We start from the raw sequence: 19,045 nt of genomic DNA, 5'->3' as shown, positions 1-19,045 counted from the left end.
CGCCCGCCTTGCGGCGGCCTGGGCGCGGTTTTTCTTGCGGCGGAGAGTTTCCTGGAAGCCATGGGATCGATGCGGAGCTGGCGACCAGCCATGATACTGCGCGGCCCCCTGCCCGCGCGGCCGTCCTATTGCGTTTCGATGTCGGCCTCTTTGATGACCTTGGCCCATTTGGCGATGTCGTGCCGCATCAGCGCCTGCACGTCCGCGGCCGTGCCCTTGCGTATCGCAATGCCCTGCTGGACGAAGGATGCGCGCAGCTCGGGATCGTCCAGGATGCGGTCCAGGCCGTCGGACAGCGCACGCACGACGGTCTCGGGCGTGCCAGGCGGCGCCATGATGACGTTCCAGTCCAGCGCCTCGTAGCCGGGAACCGGGCCGCTTTCCGCGACGGTAGGCACCTCGGGATGCTCGGCGCTGCGCTCGCGGCTGCCCACGCCCAGGGCGCGCAGCTTGCCGGCCTGCACCATGGGCCAGGCCGCCGTCTGTCCGGTAAAGGTGAACGAGGTTTCGCCCGCCACCGCCGCCACGGTGGCCGGACCCGAGCCCCGGTAGGGAACGTGCGTGGCCTTGATGCCGGCCATGGAAGCGAACAGTTCGGCGGCAATGTGGCTGGCGCCGCCCACCCCGGCGGTCGAGAAGGTCAGCGAGCCGGGGTTCGCCTTGGCCTGGCGTATCAAGTCCGCGGTCGACGCGATGCCCGACGCCGAGGAGGTCACCAGCACCAGCGCCGAGGTGCAGATCATGCCGACCGGCGTGAAGTCGCGCGTGGGATCGTAGGGCAGATTGGGATACAGCGTCGGGTTGACCGATAGCGGGCCCGCCGATCCCAGCAGCAGCGTATAGCCATCGGACCGCGCCTTGGCGACGAAGTCCGTGCCGATGCTGCCGCCGGCGCCTGCCCGGTTCTCCACCACGATGGACTGGTTCAGCGCCTGTCCCAGCTTGGTGGCGACGGCGCGCGCTACCGCATCGGTGGTGCCGCCGGGCGCGAACGGCACGATCAGCCGGATGGGCCGGGAGGGGTAGGTCGGCTCGGCGGCCGCCGGCTGCAGGGCCAGAAGCACGCCGCAGGCCAGGCTGCCCAGCAGACCGCGCAGCTGTTGTTTGAATGCCATGGTAGGACCTCTTTTCGTTATGGACCGATGCGGCAGCGCGCGGCGCGCTTTGCCGGTAACCGCGATTCTGGCCAACCCTGCGTTGCCCACCTTGTACGTTCTTGCTCACTTTGCGGCGTAATGCGGGTCAACGATTGCATCTGCGCCATGCGCCGCGAATAATGGCCCGACCGTCCGCCATCCCCAAGCCTGCATGGACATCGCCGACCCCGACGCCCCGCCTCGCTACGCGCCGCCTGAAATCCCCATCCGCCCCGGCTGGCTGGCAATGCGCCGCGAACCCGTGCTGGAACCCGGCTTGCCCATCGTCGACGCCCACCATCATCTGTGGGACCGCCCGGGCCAGCGCTATCTGTTCGACGAATTGCGCGCCGACCTGCAGACCGGGCACAACGTGCTCGCCACCGTATACGTGCAATGCCGTTCGATGTACCGCTGCGACGGCCCGGCGGCGATGCGGCCCGTGGGCGAGACCGAGTTCGCCAATGGCATCGGCGCGCAAAGCGCCAGCGGGCTGTACGGCCGCCTGCGCGCCTGTGCCGGCATCGTCGCCTATGCCGACCTGTCGCTGGGCGCGGCGGTCCGGCCGGTGCTGCAGGCACACCTGAACGCGGCGCCGCAACGCCTGCGCGGCATACGCTGCATGACGGCCGCCCACGCCAGCCCGCACATCCAGCCCAATTCCGGCAAGGTGCCCGAGCACCTGCTGATGGCGCCGCGCTTTCGCGAGGGTTTTGCCGAACTGGCGCCGCTGGGCCTGTCGTACGACGCCTGGGCCTTTCACACCCAGTTGCACGAAGTGCTGGACCTGGCGCGTGCCTTCCCGCAGACCGTCATCGTGGTCGACCACGCCGGAGGGCCGCTGGGCATCGGCCCCTACGCCGGCCGCCGCGACGCGGTCTACGCCCATTGGCACGCGGCGATGCGCGCGCTGGCCGCCTGCCCCAATGTCAACGTCAAGCTGGGCGGGCTGGCCATGCACTTCAGCGGACTGGACTTCCACCTGCTTGCCGAGCCGCCGGACTCCCGGCAGCTGGCCCATGCCTGGCGTCCGTATATCGAAGCGTGCATCGAACTTTTCGGCGCCGGCCGCTGCATGTTCGAGAGCAATTTCAGCGTCGACAAGGGCATGCTGTCCTATGCCGTGCTGTGGAACGCCTTCAAGCGGCTGGCGGCGCAGTGCTCGGCGCAGGAAAAGGCGCAGCTGTTCGCCGGCACGGCCCGCCGCGTCTACCGGCTGCCGCCCCAGCCCTGAGCATCCGCCATGCGCCAGACGCCCCGCAAAGGATTGCCGCGACCGGTCCCGGCCGCGCCTACAATCCCCGCCATGGACAATATCGACATCAAGCTGCTGCGGACCCTGCTGGTGCTGATGAGCGAGCGCAGCGTATCGCGTACCGCCGACCGCCTGGACGTCAGCCAGCCTGCGGTCAGCCACGCGCTGGCGCGCCTGCGCATATTGTTCGATGACCCGCTGCTGCTGCGTTCGCGCGCCGGCATGGTCCCCACGGACCGCGCCAGCGAGATCGAGGCCCGCGTGCGCCGCCTGCTGGCCGAGTACGATGCCCTCGCCCACCGCCCGCAGCCCTTCGATCCGTCCGTTTCGGAGCGCCACTTCGTGCTGTCGGCGCCCGAGTATGCGGAGCATCTGCTGATGCCCCCGATCTTCCGTCACTTGCGCGCGCATGCGCCGAACATCCGCGTCGAGGTGCGCGCGCCGGATCCCGAGCGGGCCTACGAATTGCTGGAAAGCGGTGAGGTGGACCTGCGCATCGCCTGGCTGCGCAAGCCGGCGCAATCGCTGCGTTCGATGCAGCTGTTCCAGGACCGCATCGTCTGCATCGCGGATCGCGACCATCCGGCGCTCGACGGCACGCTCAGCCTGGCCGACTTCCTGCGCTATCCGCACGCGCGGCCCTGGGGCATGGGACGCAACATGTCGGGGCGGGTCATCGACGAAGCGGTGGAGCTATTGGGCAAAAAGCTGGCGCCCCCCTTCCTGGTGCAGAACTTCCTGACCATCCCCTATACCATCACCGGCAGCGACCTGCTCGCCGTGCTGCCCCTGGTGCTGGCGCGCGCCTTCGCCGCGCAACAGCCCATCCAGATACTGGAAGTGCCGCTGCGGCTGCCGCGCATGCGCTATGGCGCCTACTGGCACGAACGCAGCCACAAGGACGTCGGCCACAAATGGCTGCGCTCGGTGGTGCTGCAGGCCGCGCAAGGCCTGCAGGCGCCGCCCGCGGCTATTTGAGAATGTCGCCCACGCACATGTATTTGATCTCGACGTAATCGTCGATGCCGTGCCGGCCGCCTTCGCGCCCCAGGCCGGATTGCTTGACGCCCCCGAACGGCACGTGCTCGGTCGCCAATATGCCGACATTGACGCCCACCATGCCCGACTCCAGGGCTTCGGCGGCCCGGAATATCCGGCCCACGTCGCGGCTGTACAGATAGCTGGCCAGGCCGAATTCCGTGGCGTTGGCAGCAGCGATGGCATCCTCGTCGGCGTGGAAGCGAAATACCGGCGCGAGCGGGCCGAAGGTTTCCTCGCGCGCGCACAGCATCTGCGAGGTGGCGTCGACCAGCACCGTCGGCTCGAAGAACAGCCCGCCCAGCCGCCGGCCTCCCGCCACCACCCTGCCGCCCTTGGACACGGCGTCCTTGATGTGCCGTTCGATCTTGTCGACGGCCTCCGGTTCGATCAAGGGCCCCTGCGTGACGCCCTCGTCGAAGCCCGGCCCGACCTTCAAGGCCCGGACCGCGTCCGCCAGCTTCTCGACGAAGGCGTCGTAGACGCCATCCTGCACATAGATGCGGTTGGCGCACACGCACGTCTGTCCCGCATTGCGGTACTTGCTTTGCATCGCGCCCTCGACGGCGCTGTCGAGGTCGGCATCGTCGAACACGATAAAGGGCGCGTTGCCTCCCAGCTCCAGCGACAGCTTCTTCACCGTGGCGGCGCTTTGCGCCATCAGGATGCGCCCCACCTCGGTGGACCCGGTGAAGCTGAGGTGGCGGACCGCATCGTTGGCGCACAATTCCTTGCCGATGGCGATGCTGTTGGCGCCGTCGGCGGGCAGCACGCCCAGCACGCCGGCCGGCACGCCGGCGCGCACGGCGAGCTGGGCGGCGGCCAGCGCGGTGAGCGGCGTGTGTTCGGCGGGCTTGACGATGACCGGGCAGCCGGCGGCCAGCGCTGGCGCGACCTTGCGCGTAATCATTGCCAGCGGGAAATTCCACGGCGTGATCGCCGCGCACACGCCGATGGGTTCGCGCAGCACCAGCAGGCGGCGATTGTTGTCGAAGGCCGGCAAGGTCTCGCCGTTGATGCGCTTGGCCTCTTCGGCGAACCATTCGACGAAGCTGGCCGCATAGGCGATCTCGCCGCGGGCCTCGCCAAACGGCTTGCCTTGCTCGGCCGTCAGCAACCGAGCCAGGTCGTCCTGGTTCGCCAGCAGCAGGTCGAACCATTTGCGCAGGATGGCGCTGCGCTCCTTGACCGTGCGCGCGCGCCAGGCCGGCCATGCCGCCTGCGCGGCGGCGATGGCCTCGCGCGCGTGGGCGGCGTCGAGGTTGGCTACGTCGGCAAGTTTGCGGCCCGTGGCCGGGTCGTGCACGGCGAAGGGCCGGCTCGCGGCTATCCAGCGGCCGTCCACCAGGGCGTCGGTACGCAACAAGGACGGGTCGTTCAGCAACTGCAGGGGCGAAATGGTCATATCGATCGAATCAGAAGAAAAAAACCGTGGGACGCACCCACGGCCGGGCATGGCGTAACCCGCTAGGCGGATCGCAGGACCTCCAGCAAGGCCTGCAGCGGCGCTGCGTCCAGCTCGAAGCAGGCGCGCGCCAGGCGCTCGGCGGACAACGCAACCTTGCCGTGTGCCAGGCAGTCCGCGCCCTTTTCCACCAGCTCTGCGTCGCTGAGCGGAAATTGCGCGCTGCCGCGCAGGCCTTCCACGCGTATGCGATGGCTGACCCCGTCGCGCAAATGCACCACAACTTCCGCCCAGCGCGGGAACATGGGCGGTTCGCCCTGGCTCAGCTCCACTTTCTCGAAGAAGGCCTGGATAGCGGGACGCCGCACGGCTGCATCCTCGAAGCTGGCAAGGTTGACCGCGCCGTCATGCAAGGCGGCGGCCACGGCGTAGTGCATGCTGAACTTGGCCTCCAGTCCGGTTTGCGGCCGGTCGTAGATCAGCGGCACGGTCGCGCGGTAGTTGGTCTTCACCTCGACCCGTTCCACCTCGGCGAATGCCAGCGACTGTTGCTTGCGCAGGTCGAGAATCCCCTGGATGGCCCGGTGGGTGGCATAGCAGAGGGGATACTTCTTTACCTCGATGCCGGCCGCGTCGATTTCCAGGGGCAATTGACCCAGGGTGTCGAACTGCGCATGGATGTCCTGCCCATCGGCATACAGCACCGTATAGCCATGGGGGCCGTCCATGGCGGACATCGACGCATCGAAACCCAGCTCGGCCAGCAACGCCGCGCGCAGCGCCATCACGTTGGCCTGCCCTGCCTGGAACGGCTTGGACATGGTGCCGAAGTTCTGCCGCGTGCCGGCCACCTGCGAGACCAGGATGCCCATGGCATGCGCGATGCGCGCAGCGTCCAGCCCCAACAGCCGGGCGCACGCGGCGGTGGCGCCGAACGCCGCGATCGACGGCGTCGAATGCCACCCCTTGGCATATTGGTCGTCCACGATGGCGCGCGCCAGCTTGATGGTGACCTCGAAGCCCGCCAGATAAGCGTCGAGCAGCGCCTTGCCGCTCACGCCCCGGCTCTCGCCCAGCGCCATCAGCGCCGGAAAGATCGCAACGCTGGGATGCCCGCGCAAGGGCGAACTCACATCGTCGAAATCCAGCGCATGCCCCATGGTGCCGTTCACCAGGGCCGCCAGCTCCACCGGCAGGCGATCGCCGGTGGCCCAGACAGTGGCCATGCCCGGCGCGCTCTGGCCGCGGGCGTAATCCATCATCAACCGCGACGCCGGTTCGTCGGCGCCGGCGATCGCCACCGCGATCGTGTCGTACAGGGCGCGCGCGGCGACATGGCGGGCGGCGGGCGTGGCGCCGGCCGGGTCGAAACCGGCGACGAAAACGGCGATCTTCTCGATTGCGGTGGGTGTCATGGCTGGGGCTCCTTGCCGCCCGGCGCAAAGCCGTACAGGCGGGCGGGGTTGTCGCTGAGGATGGCGTTGCGCAGGCGCCGGTCGGGCACCCACAGCTGCAGCAGGTTGAGCAGGCCGCCGTCGTCGGGGATGGCGCCCGGCTCGCGGACGTGGGGCCAGTCGGTGCCCCAGACCAGGTGATCCGCGCCGGCATCGACCAGCGCATGGGCGAACGGCACCACGCTGGCATAGGGCGGCGTGGGGTCGCCCATGCGGTTGGCGCCGGAAAGCTTTACCCAGCAACGTCGCTCGCGCAGCAGGCCCAGCAGGGCCTGGAAGCCGGGGTCGCCGATACCGGCGGAAGTCGGCATGCGGCCGATGTGGTCGATCACGACCATCACCGGCAGACGTCGGATCAACGGAAGCAAGTCCGGCAAGGTGCGCGCATCGACCAGCAGCTGGATATGCCACCCGAATTCCGCGATGCGCCGCGCGATCTCCAGGACATCGTCTTCCTCGTTCCTGTGCCCGAAGATGAAATTGAAGCGCACGCCGCGAAAGCCCGCAGCATGCATATCGGCCAACGCGTCGCGCGTGACGTCGCGATCGACCAGCGCGATGCCGCGCCACTTTCCTTCGGAGGCCAGCAAGGCATCGCGCGTCACCGAGATATCGGTTCCGTAAGCGCCGGAGTGCACGATCACCGCGCGCTCCAGCCCCAGCGTGGACAGCAGGCGCCGATAATCGTCGATGCCGGCGCGCGGCGGGTTGAAGGTGCGCTTGGGATCGAGCGGATAACGGGAAACGGGCCCGAAGATATGGGCATGGGTATCGCAGGCGCCCGGGGGCACCTCGAACGCCGGCGGCGTATAGGCAGACAGCGGCTCCTGCGATTCGAGCAGGGGTTCGGCACTCGCATTCATACGGTAAACCTCATCTCAGCAAGCATGGCTCAGCCGGAACACCGGCAGGTTGATATCGGCCGATACCGGGCGGAACACCACTTCCACCGGCGCGTCGGCCCGCAAGGCGGCGCAGTCCGCCACATCCACCAGGTTGCTGATCAGCAGCGGGCCTTCGTTCAGCTTGATCACGGCGACGCGGTATGGCAGCAGACTGGCCACCGAGTCCCAATAGCCCTTGTGGAACTCGCACCACGAAAACAGGGTTCCGCGGCCGCTGGCGGGCACCCATTCCTGCTGTTCGGAAAGACAGGCCGGGCATACGGGGGCAGCGGGAAAATGCACGTCGCCGCAATGCCGGCAGCGTTGCAGCGACAGCACGCCGCGCTGCGCAAAATCCCAGAACGGCCGGCTCAGCACGTCGGGCTTGGGTAGGGGAAAACCAGGCGTCATAGGTGTATCCTCGTGGCGGCGCGTCAGTCGGCCGTGTAGATGATGGAACGGGTGCACGGCGTCGCCGCCACGTACTGCACGACGCGGCAACCGGGCACCTGGCGTTCGCCGCCGTCGCCGCGCGCCTGGCGCACGGCCTCCGCATTCAGGCCCCATCCCTGCATGTACGAATTGGAAAGATGGCCGCCGTCCGTATTGGTGGGCAGGCCGCCCCCCAGTTTCAAGCGGCCGTCGCGCACGAAGGCGCCACCCTCGCCGCGGCCGCAGAAACCCATGCCCTCCAGGCTGAACAGCACCGTGGGGCTGAAGTTGTCGTAGCACATCAGGGCATCCACATCCTGGGGCCCTATTCCCGCCATCCCGTAGACCTCGGCCGCGGTGTCCTGCAAGGCGTCGTACCAGAAGTCGCTGGAAAAATTCGGCAGCGAAGACTCGACGTAGGTCTCGCGCGCGCCGATGCCGGAAATCCTGACCGGCGGACGCTTCAGATCGCGCGCGCGCTCGGTGGATGTCAGGATCAGGCAGACCGCGCCGTCGTTGATCAGGCAGTAATCCAACAGGCGCAGCGGCGCGGCGATGTGCCGCGAATTTTCGTGGTCGTCGATCGTGATGGGGGTCTTCATCACGGCGTCGGGGTTCAGGCAGGCGTGGTGGCGAAAGGCCATCGCCACTTCCGCCAGGTCGCGCCCCGTGGTGCCATACTGTTGCGCATGGCGTTGGAACATCAGCGCATGGCCGGCGCCCGGCGAGGTGAAGCCCCACGGATTCCAGATGTTGGGGCTTTCGTCGCCACCATAGTTGACACGCCTGGAGCGTCCGATATTGGTATAGATCAGCGCGACGTAATCGGTCAGCCCCGCATTGAGCGCTGCCACCGCCTCGACGATGGAAATGCCGGACATGCGGCCATGCGCGGGCAGGGTCAGGGTCCAGCGCGGATTCAGCCCCAGCACCTCGCCCATGCGGGTGTACGACGGTACGCGGCAGACGCCCAGGCCGTCGACCAGATTCTTGTCCAGGCCGCAATCATCGATGGCGTTCTTGAACGCCCATGCGCCCAGGCCGTATTCGTCCAGCTCGGGAAAACTGCCATACGGCGTGGTGCCCACGCCGACCACCGCATAGCGGTCCTTCAAGGCGTACAACGGATTGGTTTTGCGGTTGCTCATGTCACGCTCCGGCGGACTCGGGTTCGCGGCGCGAAACGATCGCGTCCCGCTCCAGGGCCGCCACCTCCGCGGCGCTCAGCCCGAACATGCGCGTCAGGACGTCGTGGGTGTGCTCGCCCACCAGCGGCGCACGCCGCTGCGGCTGGGTTTCGGTCTTGGTGAACTTCAAGGGCGTGCCAGCCACCTGCACCTTGCGCGGGGCATGCGGGTAGGGGTCGATGTCGACCAGCATGCGGCGCTTGCGCACCTCCGGGTCGGCGAAGATATCGGCCGCGTTGTTCACGGGCGCCGCCAGTACGTCGTGGCCCAGCAAGGCGGCCATGACGTCGTCGCGCTTGCGCACGCTGGACCATGCCCGCATGATGTCGTCGATTTCGCCGCGGTGTTCGCGGCGCGCGGCGCGCGTGGCGAAACGCGGGTCGGCGCCCAGTTCGGGCTGGCCGATCGCGGTGGCGATACGCCTCCAGAATTTGTCGTTGGGTGCCGCCACCACGAAGTTGCCGTCGGCGGCCGGGTACATGGTGTACGGCGCCGAGAACGGATGCGCGTTGCCCATGGGCCCGGGAATTTCGCCGGTATAGGAATGCTGATACAGCATGCGCTCGCACAGCGAAAGCATGCAGTCGTACATCGACGTATCGACGTACTGGCCTTCCCCTGAACGCTCGCGCCATTGCAGGGCGGCCAGGATTCCTACCAGGCACATCGTGCCGGGGAAGATGTCGCCCACGCCCGGGCCGATCTTGTAGACCTGGCCATCGGCCGAACCGGTGATGCCCATGATGCCCGAGACGGCCTGCACCAACAGGTCCACGGTCGGCCGCTCCGGATAGTGCGTGCCCAGGGTGCGCCGGTCGCCGAAGCCGCGCACCGATGCATAGACCAGGCGCGGATTGATCCTCGACAGCGTTTCATAATCCAGCCCGTATTTCTCCATGACGCCGCCGCGGAAGTTCTCCACCACCACGTCGACGTCCTTGACCATGCGCAGCACCAGGTCGCGGCCGCCCGGGGATTTCAGGTCGATGCAGATACCGTGCTTGCTGCGGTTCAGGCTGTTGAAGAAACCGCCGATGTCCTGGTCCTTGGTCGCCGCGTCCAGGTAGGGTCCGCTGGTGCGGGTATGGTCGCCGCCGGGCTCCTCGATCTTGACCACGTCGGCGCCCAGGTCCGCCATCAGCATGGTGGCGTAAGGTCCCGCCAGGAACCGGGTGAAATCCAGGACGCGTATTCCTTGCAGAGGTCCCTTGCTCATGATCTTCCTTTGATTGATGCGTTGTTGCGAAAAAAAGGCTGCACTGTCCCGGCCCGCGCGGCGCGAAGCGCCTGCGGGCTGGAAACCGGTTGGGGAGAGAAAAGGCGGCCGGGCGGGGCCGCCCGGCATTACTCGGCGGCGATGCCCGCCGTCTTGATGACCTTGCCGTACTTGGCCAGCTCGGCATCGACGAACTGCTGGAACTGCGCCGGCGGACCAGGCTGGGACGGCTCGGCGCCCAGCTCGCGGATGCGGGTCTGCACATCCGGCAGCTGGAGCACCGCGTTCAGCTCGGCGTTCAGGCGGGCCAGCACCGCGGGCGGCAGGCCGGCAGGCGCCATCAGGCCATACCAGGCGCTGATTTCCACCCCGGGCAGGCCCGCCTCGGCCATGGTCGGGATCTCCGGCGCGGCCGACGTACGTGCCGCCCCGGTCATCGCCAGCGCCTTCAGCTTGCCGGCGCGCACCATCGGCAGCGCCGACGGGATATTGGCGAACATCATCGTCACCTGGCCGCCCAGCACGTCGGTCAGCGCGGGCGAATCCCCCTTGTACGGCACGTGGATGATGTCCAGGCCCGAGATGCTCTTGAAGAGCTCGCCCGCCAGTTGCGGCGAAGACCCCACGCCCGAGGAGGCGAAGCTGATCTGGCCCGGCCTGGATTTGCTCAGCGCGATCAGATCCTGCAGGGAGTCGGCCTCGACCTTGGGGCCCACCACCAGCAGCAGCGGCACCGAGGCGATCAGGCCGATGGGCGTGAAATCCTTGTCCGCGTCATAGGACAGCTTGGCGTACAGATTGGGATTGATTCCATGCGTGGCGGAATTTCCCATCAGCATGGTGTAGCCGTCGCCCGGCATCTTGGCCACGTACTCGGCGCCGATGATGCCGTTGGCGCCGGCGCGGTTTTCCACCACGATGCTCTTGCCCAGCCGCTCGCCCAGCTTCTGCGCCATCAGGCGCGCCAGCAGGTCGTTGGTGCCGGCCGCCGCATACGGCGAAACGATGCGCAGCGGGCGATCGGGCGTCCAGTCCGTGGCGGCGGCGGGAGCGGCCGCCGCCAGGGCGGCAACCGCCAGGGTCGCGGCAAGCGCTGTCTTCAGGCGCGTCAGATTGATGGGATACATGGGCGGCTCCTCCGGTCCGTGGTCGCCCGCCGCGGCATCTTGCGCGGCGCATGGCGGTTGTCTGGATTTCTGTGAGTAGCCAGTCTACGGCGCGCCGTGGGCAAGCCGCTTGTACGTTCTTGCGGACCTGAACGGCCAGTCCTCATGCGGTCCGGGCAAGTCAGCAATTTCATCCTATCGACCCCGCCCTGCCCCGGCCAGACTCCCGCCTGCGGAGCACGGCCGCTCACCCGTATGCCGTGCGCCGCCCCGCGCAATGCGGCGCCGCGACAGCCGGCCCGCCCCACGATACGGAGACCACCCATGCTGATACCCAAGACCCTGGCCGGATTCGCCCTCGCCGCGGCCGCCGCCATGCCCGCCCTGGCCCAGGGCGACGGCGGCCGCCCCGACAACCCATTGGCCGGCAAGACCGTACGCCTGCTCGTCGGCTTCTCGCCCGGCGGCACCTCCGATGCGGTGGCCCGCATCATCGCCGAGAAACTGGGGCCGCTGCTCGAGGCCCGGATCGTGGTGGAAAACAAGCCGGGCGCCAACGGCAACATCGCCGCCGCCGACGTCGCGCGCGCGCGGCCGGATGGGTTGACCTGGTACCTCGGCTCGTTCAACAATCCCGTCAACCAGGCCGCCGGACGCAAACTGCCCTTCGACTTCGTGCGCGACTTCGCGCCGGTGGCGATGGTCGCCTACGCGCCCAACGTGCTCATCGTCAATAACGACCTGCCGGTGCGCAGCGTGGCCGACCTGGTGGCGCTGGCCAAAAGCAGGCCGGGCGAGCTGACGTTCGGGTCGGCGGGCGCGGGTTCGTCGCTGCACATGGCCGGGGAACTGTTCAAGAACGTCGCCGGCGTGAACATGGTGCACGTTCCCTACAAGGGCAGCGCGCCCGCCATGACCGACCTGGTCGGCGGCCACCTGGCAACCATGTTCGACAACCTGCCCACGGCCATGGCGCAGATCAAGGCCGGCACCGTGCGCGCGCTTGCCGTCACGGGCAACCGCCGCGTGGGCTCGCTGCCCGACGTTCCCACCGTGGCCGAAACCCTGCCCGGCTTCGACGTCACCTCGTTCTTCGCCTTGTATGCGCCCACCGGCACGCCCCCGGCCGCCATCGCGGCCATCAACGCGGCCACCAACCGCGCGCTGGCCGACCCCGACCTGCAGCGCCGCTTCGCCGAACAGGGCGCCGAACCCGGCCCCGGCACGCCGCAGCAATTGGCCACGCTGGTGCGCGATGAAGTCGTCAAGTGGCGCGAGGTGATCGTGGCCGGAGATATCCGGCTGGAATGAGCAGCCCGCGCGCCGGGGCCCTGCGTTTGGGCGCGGGGCCCCGGCGGCCTGCCCTGTGCCAGGGCTCAGGCCAGCACCGAGGCCGGCAGGCGATAGACGCGCGCGGCCGTGCCCGCGAACAGGGCTTGCCGCTCCTGCGGCGTCGCGCCCCGCGCCAGGCGCTTGAAGGCGTTCCATACCGCGGCATAGGCCGCCATGCCCTTGTCCACCGGGAAGTTGCTTTCGAACATGCAGCGTTGCGCGCCGAACCGCTCTATCGCGGTCTGGACCCACGGCCGCCAGGCCTCGGCCAAGGCCTCGGACGACGGCGGCGCGTCCTGCTCGTGAAAGCGCAGGCCGCTGATGTGCATGCCCAGCCCGCCCAGTTTCAGCGCCACGTTGGGGCAATCGGCCAGCGCGCGCAGGTGATGGTCCCAATCGCGCATGACCGCGTCGCGCTGCCCGGCATACGGGCCTATCCCCAGCGGGCCGCCGGCATGATTGACGATCAAGGCCGTGTCCGGATACGCACGCGCCAGGTCCAGCACTTCGGCCAACTGGCTGTGGAAAGCCCATACGTCGTACGACAGCCCCAGCGGCGCGAGCCGCGCATAGCCGGCGCGAAACCGTGCATCCGACAACAAGCCTTCCGGCACCCGGCCGAAGCCTGGCGCCACCGCCGGCGAGGCATGCGCCGCGGTCATGTTTCGTACGCCCCGCAAGCGATCGGGCGCGGCCCGCACCAGCGCATGCAGCACCTCCTCGACCGCGGCGCCCAGTGTCAGGTCCGCGTAGCCCACGATCGCGGCGCAGGCGCGCATGGGGCCGTACATGCCGCTGGCGCTGCGGGCCGCCACGCCATTGACGAACTCGGCCTCGCCCACCGGCCGCATTGCGGCGGGCCCGTCCAGGCGGTACATCGAGCGGCATTGCACGTACACGGTCGCGCGTATGTTGTGGCCGCTGCCCGTGTCGCGCAGAAAATCCTCGAACATATAGCGTTGCCCGGGCCGGTCCCACAAATGGTGGTGGGCGTCGACAATGGGCAGGCCGGGGTCGAGGATCGCCTCGCGCTGCCGGTCCAGCCAGTCCTCGCGGATGGGGATATGGGGCGGTCCGAAGCGCGGCAATTCCGCGGACGGCGCCGTCAAGGGCAAGGTACTCAAGGCATTCTCCATGTTCGCAATACGGGCCAGACGCCGCGTCAACCGTTCTTTATGCCGAGGCTGCGGATCGCCTCGACCTCTTCCCTGAACAGCGCCTTGGCCGCTTGCTCGTAATCCTCGCTGTTGAGGTAGGCCAGCGGCATGTCCAGGCGTTCGATCGCGGCCTGATGCTGCGGCGAATACAGCGCCTTCCTGAAGCCGTCATGCAGCACGCGCTTGACGTCGGGGTCCAGGCCACGCGGCGCGACCAGGCCGTAGGGCGCGATCTGAGCGATATCCACGCCCAGCTCGCGCAGCGTCGGCACGTCCGGAAACCGCTTGACGCGCTCCACGCCGAACGTGGCCAGCAGGCGCAGCTTGCCGGCGTTGACCAGCTCGGCCCAGTACGTCGACGACGCCACCGCGTCGATCTGCCCGCCCAGCAGCGCCTGCGCTTCGTCGCCGCCGCCGCGAAACGGCACGTGCAGCCACTCGACGCCCAGCTTCTTGGCCACCTGCATCATGGTGATGTGCTGCGTCGTGCCCACGCCGGCCGTGCCCAGGGTCACCTTGCCTGGATTGGCCTTCGAATACGCGACGAATCCGTCCCAGTCCTTCCAGCGCGAATCGGCCCGCACGACGGTGCCATAGGAATAGCCTACCAGCTGGATGATCCAGCTGTAGTCGTCCATCACGTCATACGGCGGCTTGTCCATCAGCGCCGTCATGCGAAACGCCGTGGTGTGCATCTGCGTCAGCAGATAGCCGTCGGCGCGTTTTTCGGCCGCAATCATCTGCGCGCCCAGGATCCCGCTTGCGCCCGCCTTGTTCTCGATGACGACCGACTGGCCGAAATCGCGGCCGGCCACGTGGGCCAGCGCACGCAACTCGTTATCGGCCGCCGACCCGGGCAACCATGGCACCACCAACCGGATGGATCGATCCGGAAAACGCGACCGGGCAATGGCCGGCCTTGCGATCATGGCGGCGCCTGCCAGCGCCAGCAGCGCGCGCCGCCGGGGTTGGTGCGCCGAAGGATTTCCAGACATGCCTGCTCCCTGTCGTTCTGCGGGAACGCCTCGTGCGTTCCGGGCAGCCAGTGTAGGAAGCGACGGCAGCCGGCCTCTTGTACATTCTTGCGAAAATCCTCCGCGCGCCAGGCATGCTGCGCGCCCCATGAAACCCCGCATTGGCGCGGAGAGTCGACCGCCGTCCCGGCACAACATAAGCAATGCGGCATATTACTTATTCACCTTGCTTTATGGAGTGTCGGCGCCGGTTTGCCTAGACTGCCCTCATAACGAATTCCAACAACGGAGGCAGGCAGCGGCCATGGACAAGACGGCAAACCCGATTCCTCCTGGCGTTTCCCGGGAGCCTGGCGTCCTGTGCGACGGGCAAAGCGCCATACACGCCTGGCGCTGCGGCGGCGTGGTGCTGGAGGCGCATACGGGCATGCCCACCGCCTTGCCCAGGCACGCGCACGACACCTACCAGATCGGCATCACCACGCGCGACCCCGGCCAATACCTGTGCGAGGGCAGAACCTGGAACGCGCCGCCGGGCAGCGTCATCCTGTTCCATCCGGGCGACGTCCACAGCGTCGTCACGGTGGGCGTGCGCAATCGCCGCGACACCTCGCTGCTGATGTTCGTCGATCCGCGCCAGATGCAGGACATCGCCACGAGCCTGCGCGGCGTAGACTGCGGCCTGCCCGTATTCGACGACCTGGTGATACGCGACGCGGCCTTCATCCGGCGCTTCGCCGATACCCATGCGCGCACCCGCGCCCACGCCAATCCGCTGGAACAGGAATCGCGCCTGCTGGCCTTGCTGCAATGCCTGGTCGGCGGCTTCAGCGCCGGGCCCATCGCGCCCCGGCCGGTGGCTCGCAACCGCCGCAAGGCCCTGCTGGTGCGCGACTACATCGATGCCCATTACCGCGACACCCTCAGCATGGCGCAGCTGGCCGACGTGGCCCATACCAGCCCATACCACCTGAACCGCCTGTTCGCGCGCGAGATCGGCATTCCGCCGCACGCCTACCAGACGCAGCTGCGCGTCGAGCGCGCCAAGCGCCTGCTGCTGCGCGGCACGTCGATCACCGACGCCGCCCTGTCCACCGGCTTCTTCGACCAGAGCCATTTCACGCGCTATTTCAAGCGCATCGTCGGCGTGCCGCCGCGCCGCTACACCTCGCCCGCCGCCTGGCATCCGCCGCGCGGCCAGGCTGGCTAGCCTCGGTCCGCCGCGCCGCTCACAGCGTGTAGCGCCGATCCTGCACGGGTACGATGGCCTGCCAGTTCAATTCGCGCTGGATGCGCTCGCGCAGGGCTTGCGAGGCCTGCGGCTCGCCATGGACGATGAAGACCCGTCGCGGCGCCTCCTGAAAGCCCGCCAGCCAGCGCATGAGTTCATCGCTGTCGGCATGCGCCGACAGCATCGGCAGCTCGGCGACTTCGGCCCTGACCGGCATCCACTGCCCGTAGATCCTGGTTTCGGTGGCGCCATCGAGCAGCTTGCGGCCGCGCGTGCCGGCCGCCTGGAAACCGGCGAACAGCAAGGTATTGCGATGGTCGGCGCCGAAGGCGGCCATGTGGTGCAGGACCCGGCCGCCGGTTGCCATGCCGCTGGCCGAGATGATGACCTTGGGATAGCGGTTGGCCGACAACGCCTTGGAACCCTCGACGTCGCGCACATAGGTCACGGCCGCGCAGGCGGCCTCGCAGTCCTGCGCGCTCAGCTTGTGTTCGCTGGCGTGGCGCGCCAGCAGTTCGGTGGCGCTGGTCGCCATGGGGCTGTCCAGGTAGACCGGAACGTTGTGCAGCCGGCCCGCCTGGCGCAGCTTCCACAGCGCATGGATCAGGGTCTGCGCCCGGCCCACGGCGAAGGCGGGAATGACGACGGTGCCGCCGCGCAGCACGGTACGCTCGATGACCGCGCCCAGCGCCTCGACGGGATCGGCGGCGTCATGGCGCCGGTTGCCGTAGGTGGATTCGATGACGAGGTAGTCGGCGTTGCGCACATCTTCGGGATCGTGCATCACCGGGTCGTTGTAGCGGCCCAGATCGCCGGAGAAAACCACGCGCATGCCGCCGATGTCGATCTGCGCCGTGGCCGCGCCCAGGATATGCCCGGCGCGGCGCAATGTCAGCGTCGCGCCGCCCGGCAAGGCGGTCTCCCGGTGCAGCGCCACGTCGGAGAAGCGCGCCAAGGCGCGTTCGGCGTCGACCACGCGATAAAGCGGCAGCGCCGGCGCGTGGCGGGAATACCCCTTGCGGTTGGCGAACTCCGCGTCCTTCTCCTGCAGGTTGGCGCTGTCGAGCAGGATCAGCTCGGCCACATCGCGGGTCGCCGGCGTGGCGTGGATCCTGCCCCGGAAGCCTTCGGCCACCAGCCGCGGCAGGTAGCCGCAGTGATCGAGATGGGCGTGGGTCAGCACCACCGCGTCGACATCGGCCGGCGCGACCGGCAAGGGCTGCCAATTGAGTTCGCGCAGGTTCTTCAGCCCCTGGAACAGGCCGCAGTCGACCAGCAGGCGGGTGTCGCCGTGGCGCAGCAGGTGCTTGGATCCGGTGACGGTGCCAGCGCCGCCCAGGCAGGTCAGTGTAAGCATGGTTGCTTCCTCCGAATGGCCGCGCCGCCAGGCGGGTCATCCTGATTATGGATCAGACGGGCCGGGTCGGTAGAATCGGCCCCACCGTACCACTCTCCGCAAAGACGCTGCATGGCTTCCTCCCCTGCCGATACGCCCCACCGAAACTGGCTGCGCTGGCTGCCCGGACTGGCCGTATTGAAGACCTACCAGGCCGCCTGGCTGCCGCGCGACCTGGCCGCCGGCCTGGTGCTCACGGCCATGCTGGTGCCGGTGGGCATCGCCTATGCCGAAGCGTCGGGCGTGCCGGGCGTCTATGGCCTGTACGCCACCATCGTCCCGCTGCTCGCCTACGCGCTGTTCGGCCCCAGCCGCATCCTCGTCCTGGGTCCGGATTCGGCGCTGGCCGCGCCCATCCTCGCGGTCGTGCTCAGCGTCTCGGAGGGCGACCCCATGCGCGCGGTGGCCACGGCCAGCCTCATGGCCATCGTCTCCGGGCTGTTCTGCATCATCCTGGGCCTGCTGCGGCTGGGCTTCATCACCGAGCTGCTGTCCAAGCCCATCCGCTACGGCTACATGAACGGCATCGCGCTGGTCGTGCTGGCGAGCCAGCTGCCCAAGCTGTTCGCCATCCCCACCGACGACGGCGGCCCGCTGCGCGAACTCTGGCAGCTCGCGCAGGCCGTGCTCGACGGCAGGACCAACGGATACAGCCTTGCGGTGGGAAGCGCGACCCTGGGCCTCATCCTGCTGCTCAAGCGCTTCAAGCGCCTGCCCGGCATCCTGATCGCCGTCGTCCTGGCCACGCTGGCCGTCAGCCTGTTCGGCCTGGACGGCCGCGGCGTCCAAGTATTGGGCGAGATCCCGCAGGGGCTGCCCGGTTTCACCATACCGTGGCTCAGCAACGCCGACCTGGCCAGGATCGTGCTGGGCGGCTGCGCCGTCGCCCTGATCTCGTTTGCCGACACCAGCGTGCTTTCGCGCACCTACGCCGCGCGCACGCATACGCGCGTCGACCCGAACCAGGAAATGGTCGGCCTGGGCGTGGCCAACCTCGCGACCGGCTTCTTCCAGGGCTTTCCGGTCAGCAGCAGCGCCTCGCGCACGCCCGTGGCCGAAGCCGCGGGCTCGCGCACCCAGCTGGCCGGCGTGGTCGGCGCGCTGGCCGTGGCCGCCCTGCTGCTGGCCGCGCCCAACCTGCTGCGCCACCTGCCCAGCAGCGCCATGGCCGCCGTCGTGATCGCCGCGGCCATCGGCCTGTTCGAATTCAAGGACCTGCGGCGCATCTTCCGCATTCAGCAATGGGAATTCTGGCTGTCCATGCTGTGCTTTGCCGCCGTGGTCGCATTCGGCGCCATCCCCGGCATCTGCCTGGCCGTCGTGGTCGCCGTCCTCGAATTCCTCTGGGACGGCTGGCGGCCGCACTTCGCCGTGCTCGGCCGCGTGCCCGACCTGCGCGGCTACCACGACCTCAAGCGCTACCCGCACGCCGCGCTGATCGACGGCCTGGTGCTGTTCCGCTGGGACGCGCCGCTGTTCTTCGCCAATGCCGAACTGTTCCAGCAGCGGCTGCTGGAAGCCGTGCAAGCCTCGCCCACCCCGGTGCGACGCGTCGTGGTCACGGCCGAGCCCGTCACCAGCGTCGACGTCACCTCGGCCGACATGCTGCGCGAGCTGAGCCATCACCTGGCCGAGTCCGGCATCGCCCTGCACTTCGCCGAAATGAAGGACCCCGTGCGCGACAAACTCAAGCGCTTCGAACTGTCCGAGGTATTCGGCGCCGACCGCTTCCATCCCACGGTGGAGAGCGCCGTGGACGACTACCTGAAGCCGCCCCCGCAAGGGACCATCGACCCGTAGCCCAGGTAGTGGTAGCGTTGAACCTGACGGCTGACGCCTCCC

At 68.3% G+C, this 19,045-nt stretch carries 16 protein-coding genes; 5 read left to right on the top strand and 11 right to left on the bottom strand.

The window, feature by feature from the left end:
• Positions 1 to 125 precede the first annotated feature (125 nt).
• On the bottom strand, positions 126 to 1,115 hold the full coding sequence (locus EL288_RS09890) for a Bug family tripartite tricarboxylate transporter substrate binding protein (protein ID WP_126621917.1): 990 nt from the start codon (positions 1,113 to 1,115) through the stop codon (positions 126 to 128).
• Positions 1,116 to 1,308: 193 nt separating this feature from the next.
• Here EL288_RS09890 and EL288_RS09885 point away from each other — a divergent pair, with 193 nt between their 5' ends.
• On the top strand, positions 1,309 to 2,370 hold the full coding sequence (locus EL288_RS09885; RefSeq protein ID WP_010926487.1) for an amidohydrolase family protein: 1,062 nt from the start codon (positions 1,309 to 1,311) through the stop codon (positions 2,368 to 2,370).
• 72 nt (positions 2,371 to 2,442) lie between these two features.
• Positions 2,443 to 3,369, top strand: coding sequence for a LysR family transcriptional regulator (locus EL288_RS09880; RefSeq protein ID WP_225665766.1), 927 nt, complete (start codon positions 2,443 to 2,445; stop codon positions 3,367 to 3,369).
• On the opposite strand, the gene EL288_RS09875 is transcribed toward EL288_RS09880, so the two are convergent.
• The 7 genes from EL288_RS09875 to EL288_RS09845 form a co-directional block, all read right to left on the bottom strand.
• Entirely contained in the window at positions 3,362 to 4,885 is a 1,524-nt protein-coding gene (locus EL288_RS09875) for an NAD-dependent succinate-semialdehyde dehydrogenase (RefSeq protein ID WP_126621916.1), read from the bottom strand. The genes EL288_RS09880 and EL288_RS09875 overlap by 8 nt on opposite strands.
• 11 nt (positions 4,886 to 4,896) lie before the next feature.
• Positions 4,897 to 6,249, bottom strand: coding sequence for an MmgE/PrpD family protein (locus tag EL288_RS09870; protein WP_015063670.1), 1,353 nt, complete (start codon positions 6,247 to 6,249; stop codon positions 4,897 to 4,899).
• Positions 6,246 to 7,151 carry an amidohydrolase family protein gene (locus EL288_RS09865; protein WP_003812325.1) on the bottom strand — a complete coding sequence of 302 codons (906 nt, stop codon included), beginning with the start codon at positions 7,149 to 7,151 and terminating at the stop codon, positions 6,246 to 6,248. The genes EL288_RS09870 and EL288_RS09865 overlap by 4 nt, the downstream gene beginning before the upstream one ends.
• A gap of 15 nt (positions 7,152 to 7,166) precedes the next feature.
• Complete coding sequence (locus EL288_RS09860) at positions 7,167 to 7,583, bottom strand: Zn-ribbon domain-containing OB-fold protein (protein ID WP_010926483.1); 417 nt, start codon at positions 7,581 to 7,583, stop codon at positions 7,167 to 7,169.
• 23 nt (positions 7,584 to 7,606) lie between these two features.
• Positions 7,607 to 8,752: a thiolase family protein gene (locus EL288_RS09855; protein ID WP_010926482.1), complete on the bottom strand. Its 1,146-nt coding sequence runs from the start codon at positions 8,750 to 8,752 to the stop codon at positions 7,607 to 7,609.
• A gap of 1 nt (position 8,753) precedes the next feature.
• Positions 8,754 to 10,007: a CaiB/BaiF CoA transferase family protein gene (locus tag EL288_RS09850; RefSeq protein WP_003812332.1), complete on the bottom strand. Its 1,254-nt coding sequence runs from the start codon at positions 10,005 to 10,007 to the stop codon at positions 8,754 to 8,756.
• Positions 10,008 to 10,135: 128 nt separating this feature from the next.
• A complete protein-coding gene (locus EL288_RS09845; RefSeq protein WP_033459758.1) occupies positions 10,136 to 11,134 on the bottom strand; it encodes a tripartite tricarboxylate transporter substrate binding protein in 999 nt (332 codons plus the stop codon).
• 303 nt (positions 11,135 to 11,437) lie between these two features.
• Between EL288_RS09845 and EL288_RS09840 the strand changes: the two genes are divergently transcribed.
• Entirely contained in the window at positions 11,438 to 12,424 is a 987-nt protein-coding gene (locus tag EL288_RS09840; RefSeq protein WP_033459761.1) for a tripartite tricarboxylate transporter substrate binding protein, read from the top strand.
• Positions 12,425 to 12,489: 65 nt separating this feature from the next.
• Here EL288_RS09840 and EL288_RS09835 read toward each other — a convergent pair whose 3' ends face one another.
• On the bottom strand, positions 12,490 to 13,581 hold the full coding sequence (locus tag EL288_RS09835; RefSeq protein WP_080707699.1) for an amidohydrolase family protein: 1,092 nt from the start codon (positions 13,579 to 13,581) through the stop codon (positions 12,490 to 12,492).
• 26 nt (positions 13,582 to 13,607) lie between these two features.
• Entirely contained in the window at positions 13,608 to 14,597 is a 990-nt protein-coding gene (locus tag EL288_RS09830; RefSeq protein WP_003812342.1) for a tripartite tricarboxylate transporter substrate binding protein, read from the bottom strand.
• Between the two features lie 283 nt (positions 14,598 to 14,880).
• On the opposite strand from EL288_RS09830, the gene EL288_RS09825 reads away from it, so the two are divergent.
• Positions 14,881 to 15,786 carry an AraC family transcriptional regulator gene (locus EL288_RS09825; protein WP_033449527.1) on the top strand — a complete coding sequence of 302 codons (906 nt, stop codon included), beginning with the start codon at positions 14,881 to 14,883 and terminating at the stop codon, positions 15,784 to 15,786.
• Between the two features lie 19 nt (positions 15,787 to 15,805).
• Here EL288_RS09825 and EL288_RS09820 read toward each other — a convergent pair whose 3' ends face one another.
• Positions 15,806 to 17,164: an MBL fold metallo-hydrolase RNA specificity domain-containing protein gene (locus tag EL288_RS09820; protein WP_015039770.1), complete on the bottom strand. Its 1,359-nt coding sequence runs from the start codon at positions 17,162 to 17,164 to the stop codon at positions 15,806 to 15,808.
• A gap of 111 nt (positions 17,165 to 17,275) precedes the next feature.
• Here EL288_RS09820 and EL288_RS09815 point away from each other — a divergent pair, with 111 nt between their 5' ends.
• On the top strand, positions 17,276 to 19,003 hold the full coding sequence (locus EL288_RS09815; protein ID WP_015063666.1) for a SulP family inorganic anion transporter: 1,728 nt from the start codon (positions 17,276 to 17,278) through the stop codon (positions 19,001 to 19,003).
• Positions 19,004 to 19,045 lie beyond the last annotated feature (42 nt).

Origin of the sequence: Bordetella bronchiseptica, from assembly GCF_900636925.1 — a bacterium.
Taxonomy (GTDB): Bacteria; Pseudomonadota; Gammaproteobacteria; order Burkholderiales; family Burkholderiaceae_B; genus Bordetella; species Bordetella pertussis.
The sequence above is the reverse complement of the archived record's forward strand: the minus strand, read 5'-3'. Positions and strand labels throughout refer to the sequence as shown.

Coding starts and splice junctions, on each gene's coding strand:
- EL288_RS09890 (WP_126621917.1), bottom strand. CDS start 1,115: ATGGCATTCAAACAACAGCTGCGCGGTCTGCTGGGCAGCCTGGCCTGC.
- EL288_RS09885 (WP_010926487.1), top strand. CDS start 1,309: ATGGACATCGCCGACCCCGACGCCCCGCCTCGCTACGCGCCGCCTGAA.
- EL288_RS09880 (WP_225665766.1), top strand. CDS start 2,443: ATGGACAATATCGACATCAAGCTGCTGCGGACCCTGCTGGTGCTGATG.
- EL288_RS09875 (WP_126621916.1), bottom strand. CDS start 4,885: ATGCCCGGCCGTGGGTGCGTCCCACGGTTTTTTTCTTCTGATTCGATC.
- EL288_RS09870 (WP_015063670.1), bottom strand. CDS start 6,249: ATGACACCCACCGCAATCGAGAAGATCGCCGTTTTCGTCGCCGGTTTC.
- EL288_RS09865 (WP_003812325.1), bottom strand. CDS start 7,151: ATGAATGCGAGTGCCGAACCCCTGCTCGAATCGCAGGAGCCGCTGTCT.
- EL288_RS09860 (WP_010926483.1), bottom strand. CDS start 7,583: ATGACGCCTGGTTTTCCCCTACCCAAGCCCGACGTGCTGAGCCGGCCG.
- EL288_RS09855 (WP_010926482.1), bottom strand. CDS start 8,752: ATGAGCAACCGCAAAACCAATCCGTTGTACGCCTTGAAGGACCGCTAT.
- EL288_RS09850 (WP_003812332.1), bottom strand. CDS start 10,007: ATGAGCAAGGGACCTCTGCAAGGAATACGCGTCCTGGATTTCACCCGG.
- EL288_RS09845 (WP_033459758.1), bottom strand. CDS start 11,134: ATGTATCCCATCAATCTGACGCGCCTGAAGACAGCGCTTGCCGCGACC.
- EL288_RS09840 (WP_033459761.1), top strand. CDS start 11,438: ATGCTGATACCCAAGACCCTGGCCGGATTCGCCCTCGCCGCGGCCGCC.
- EL288_RS09835 (WP_080707699.1), bottom strand. CDS start 13,581: ATGGAGAATGCCTTGAGTACCTTGCCCTTGACGGCGCCGTCCGCGGAA.
- EL288_RS09830 (WP_003812342.1), bottom strand. CDS start 14,597: ATGTCTGGAAATCCTTCGGCGCACCAACCCCGGCGGCGCGCGCTGCTG.
- EL288_RS09825 (WP_033449527.1), top strand. CDS start 14,881: ATGGACAAGACGGCAAACCCGATTCCTCCTGGCGTTTCCCGGGAGCCT.
- EL288_RS09820 (WP_015039770.1), bottom strand. CDS start 17,164: ATGCTTACACTGACCTGCCTGGGCGGCGCTGGCACCGTCACCGGATCC.
- EL288_RS09815 (WP_015063666.1), top strand. CDS start 17,276: ATGGCTTCCTCCCCTGCCGATACGCCCCACCGAAACTGGCTGCGCTGG.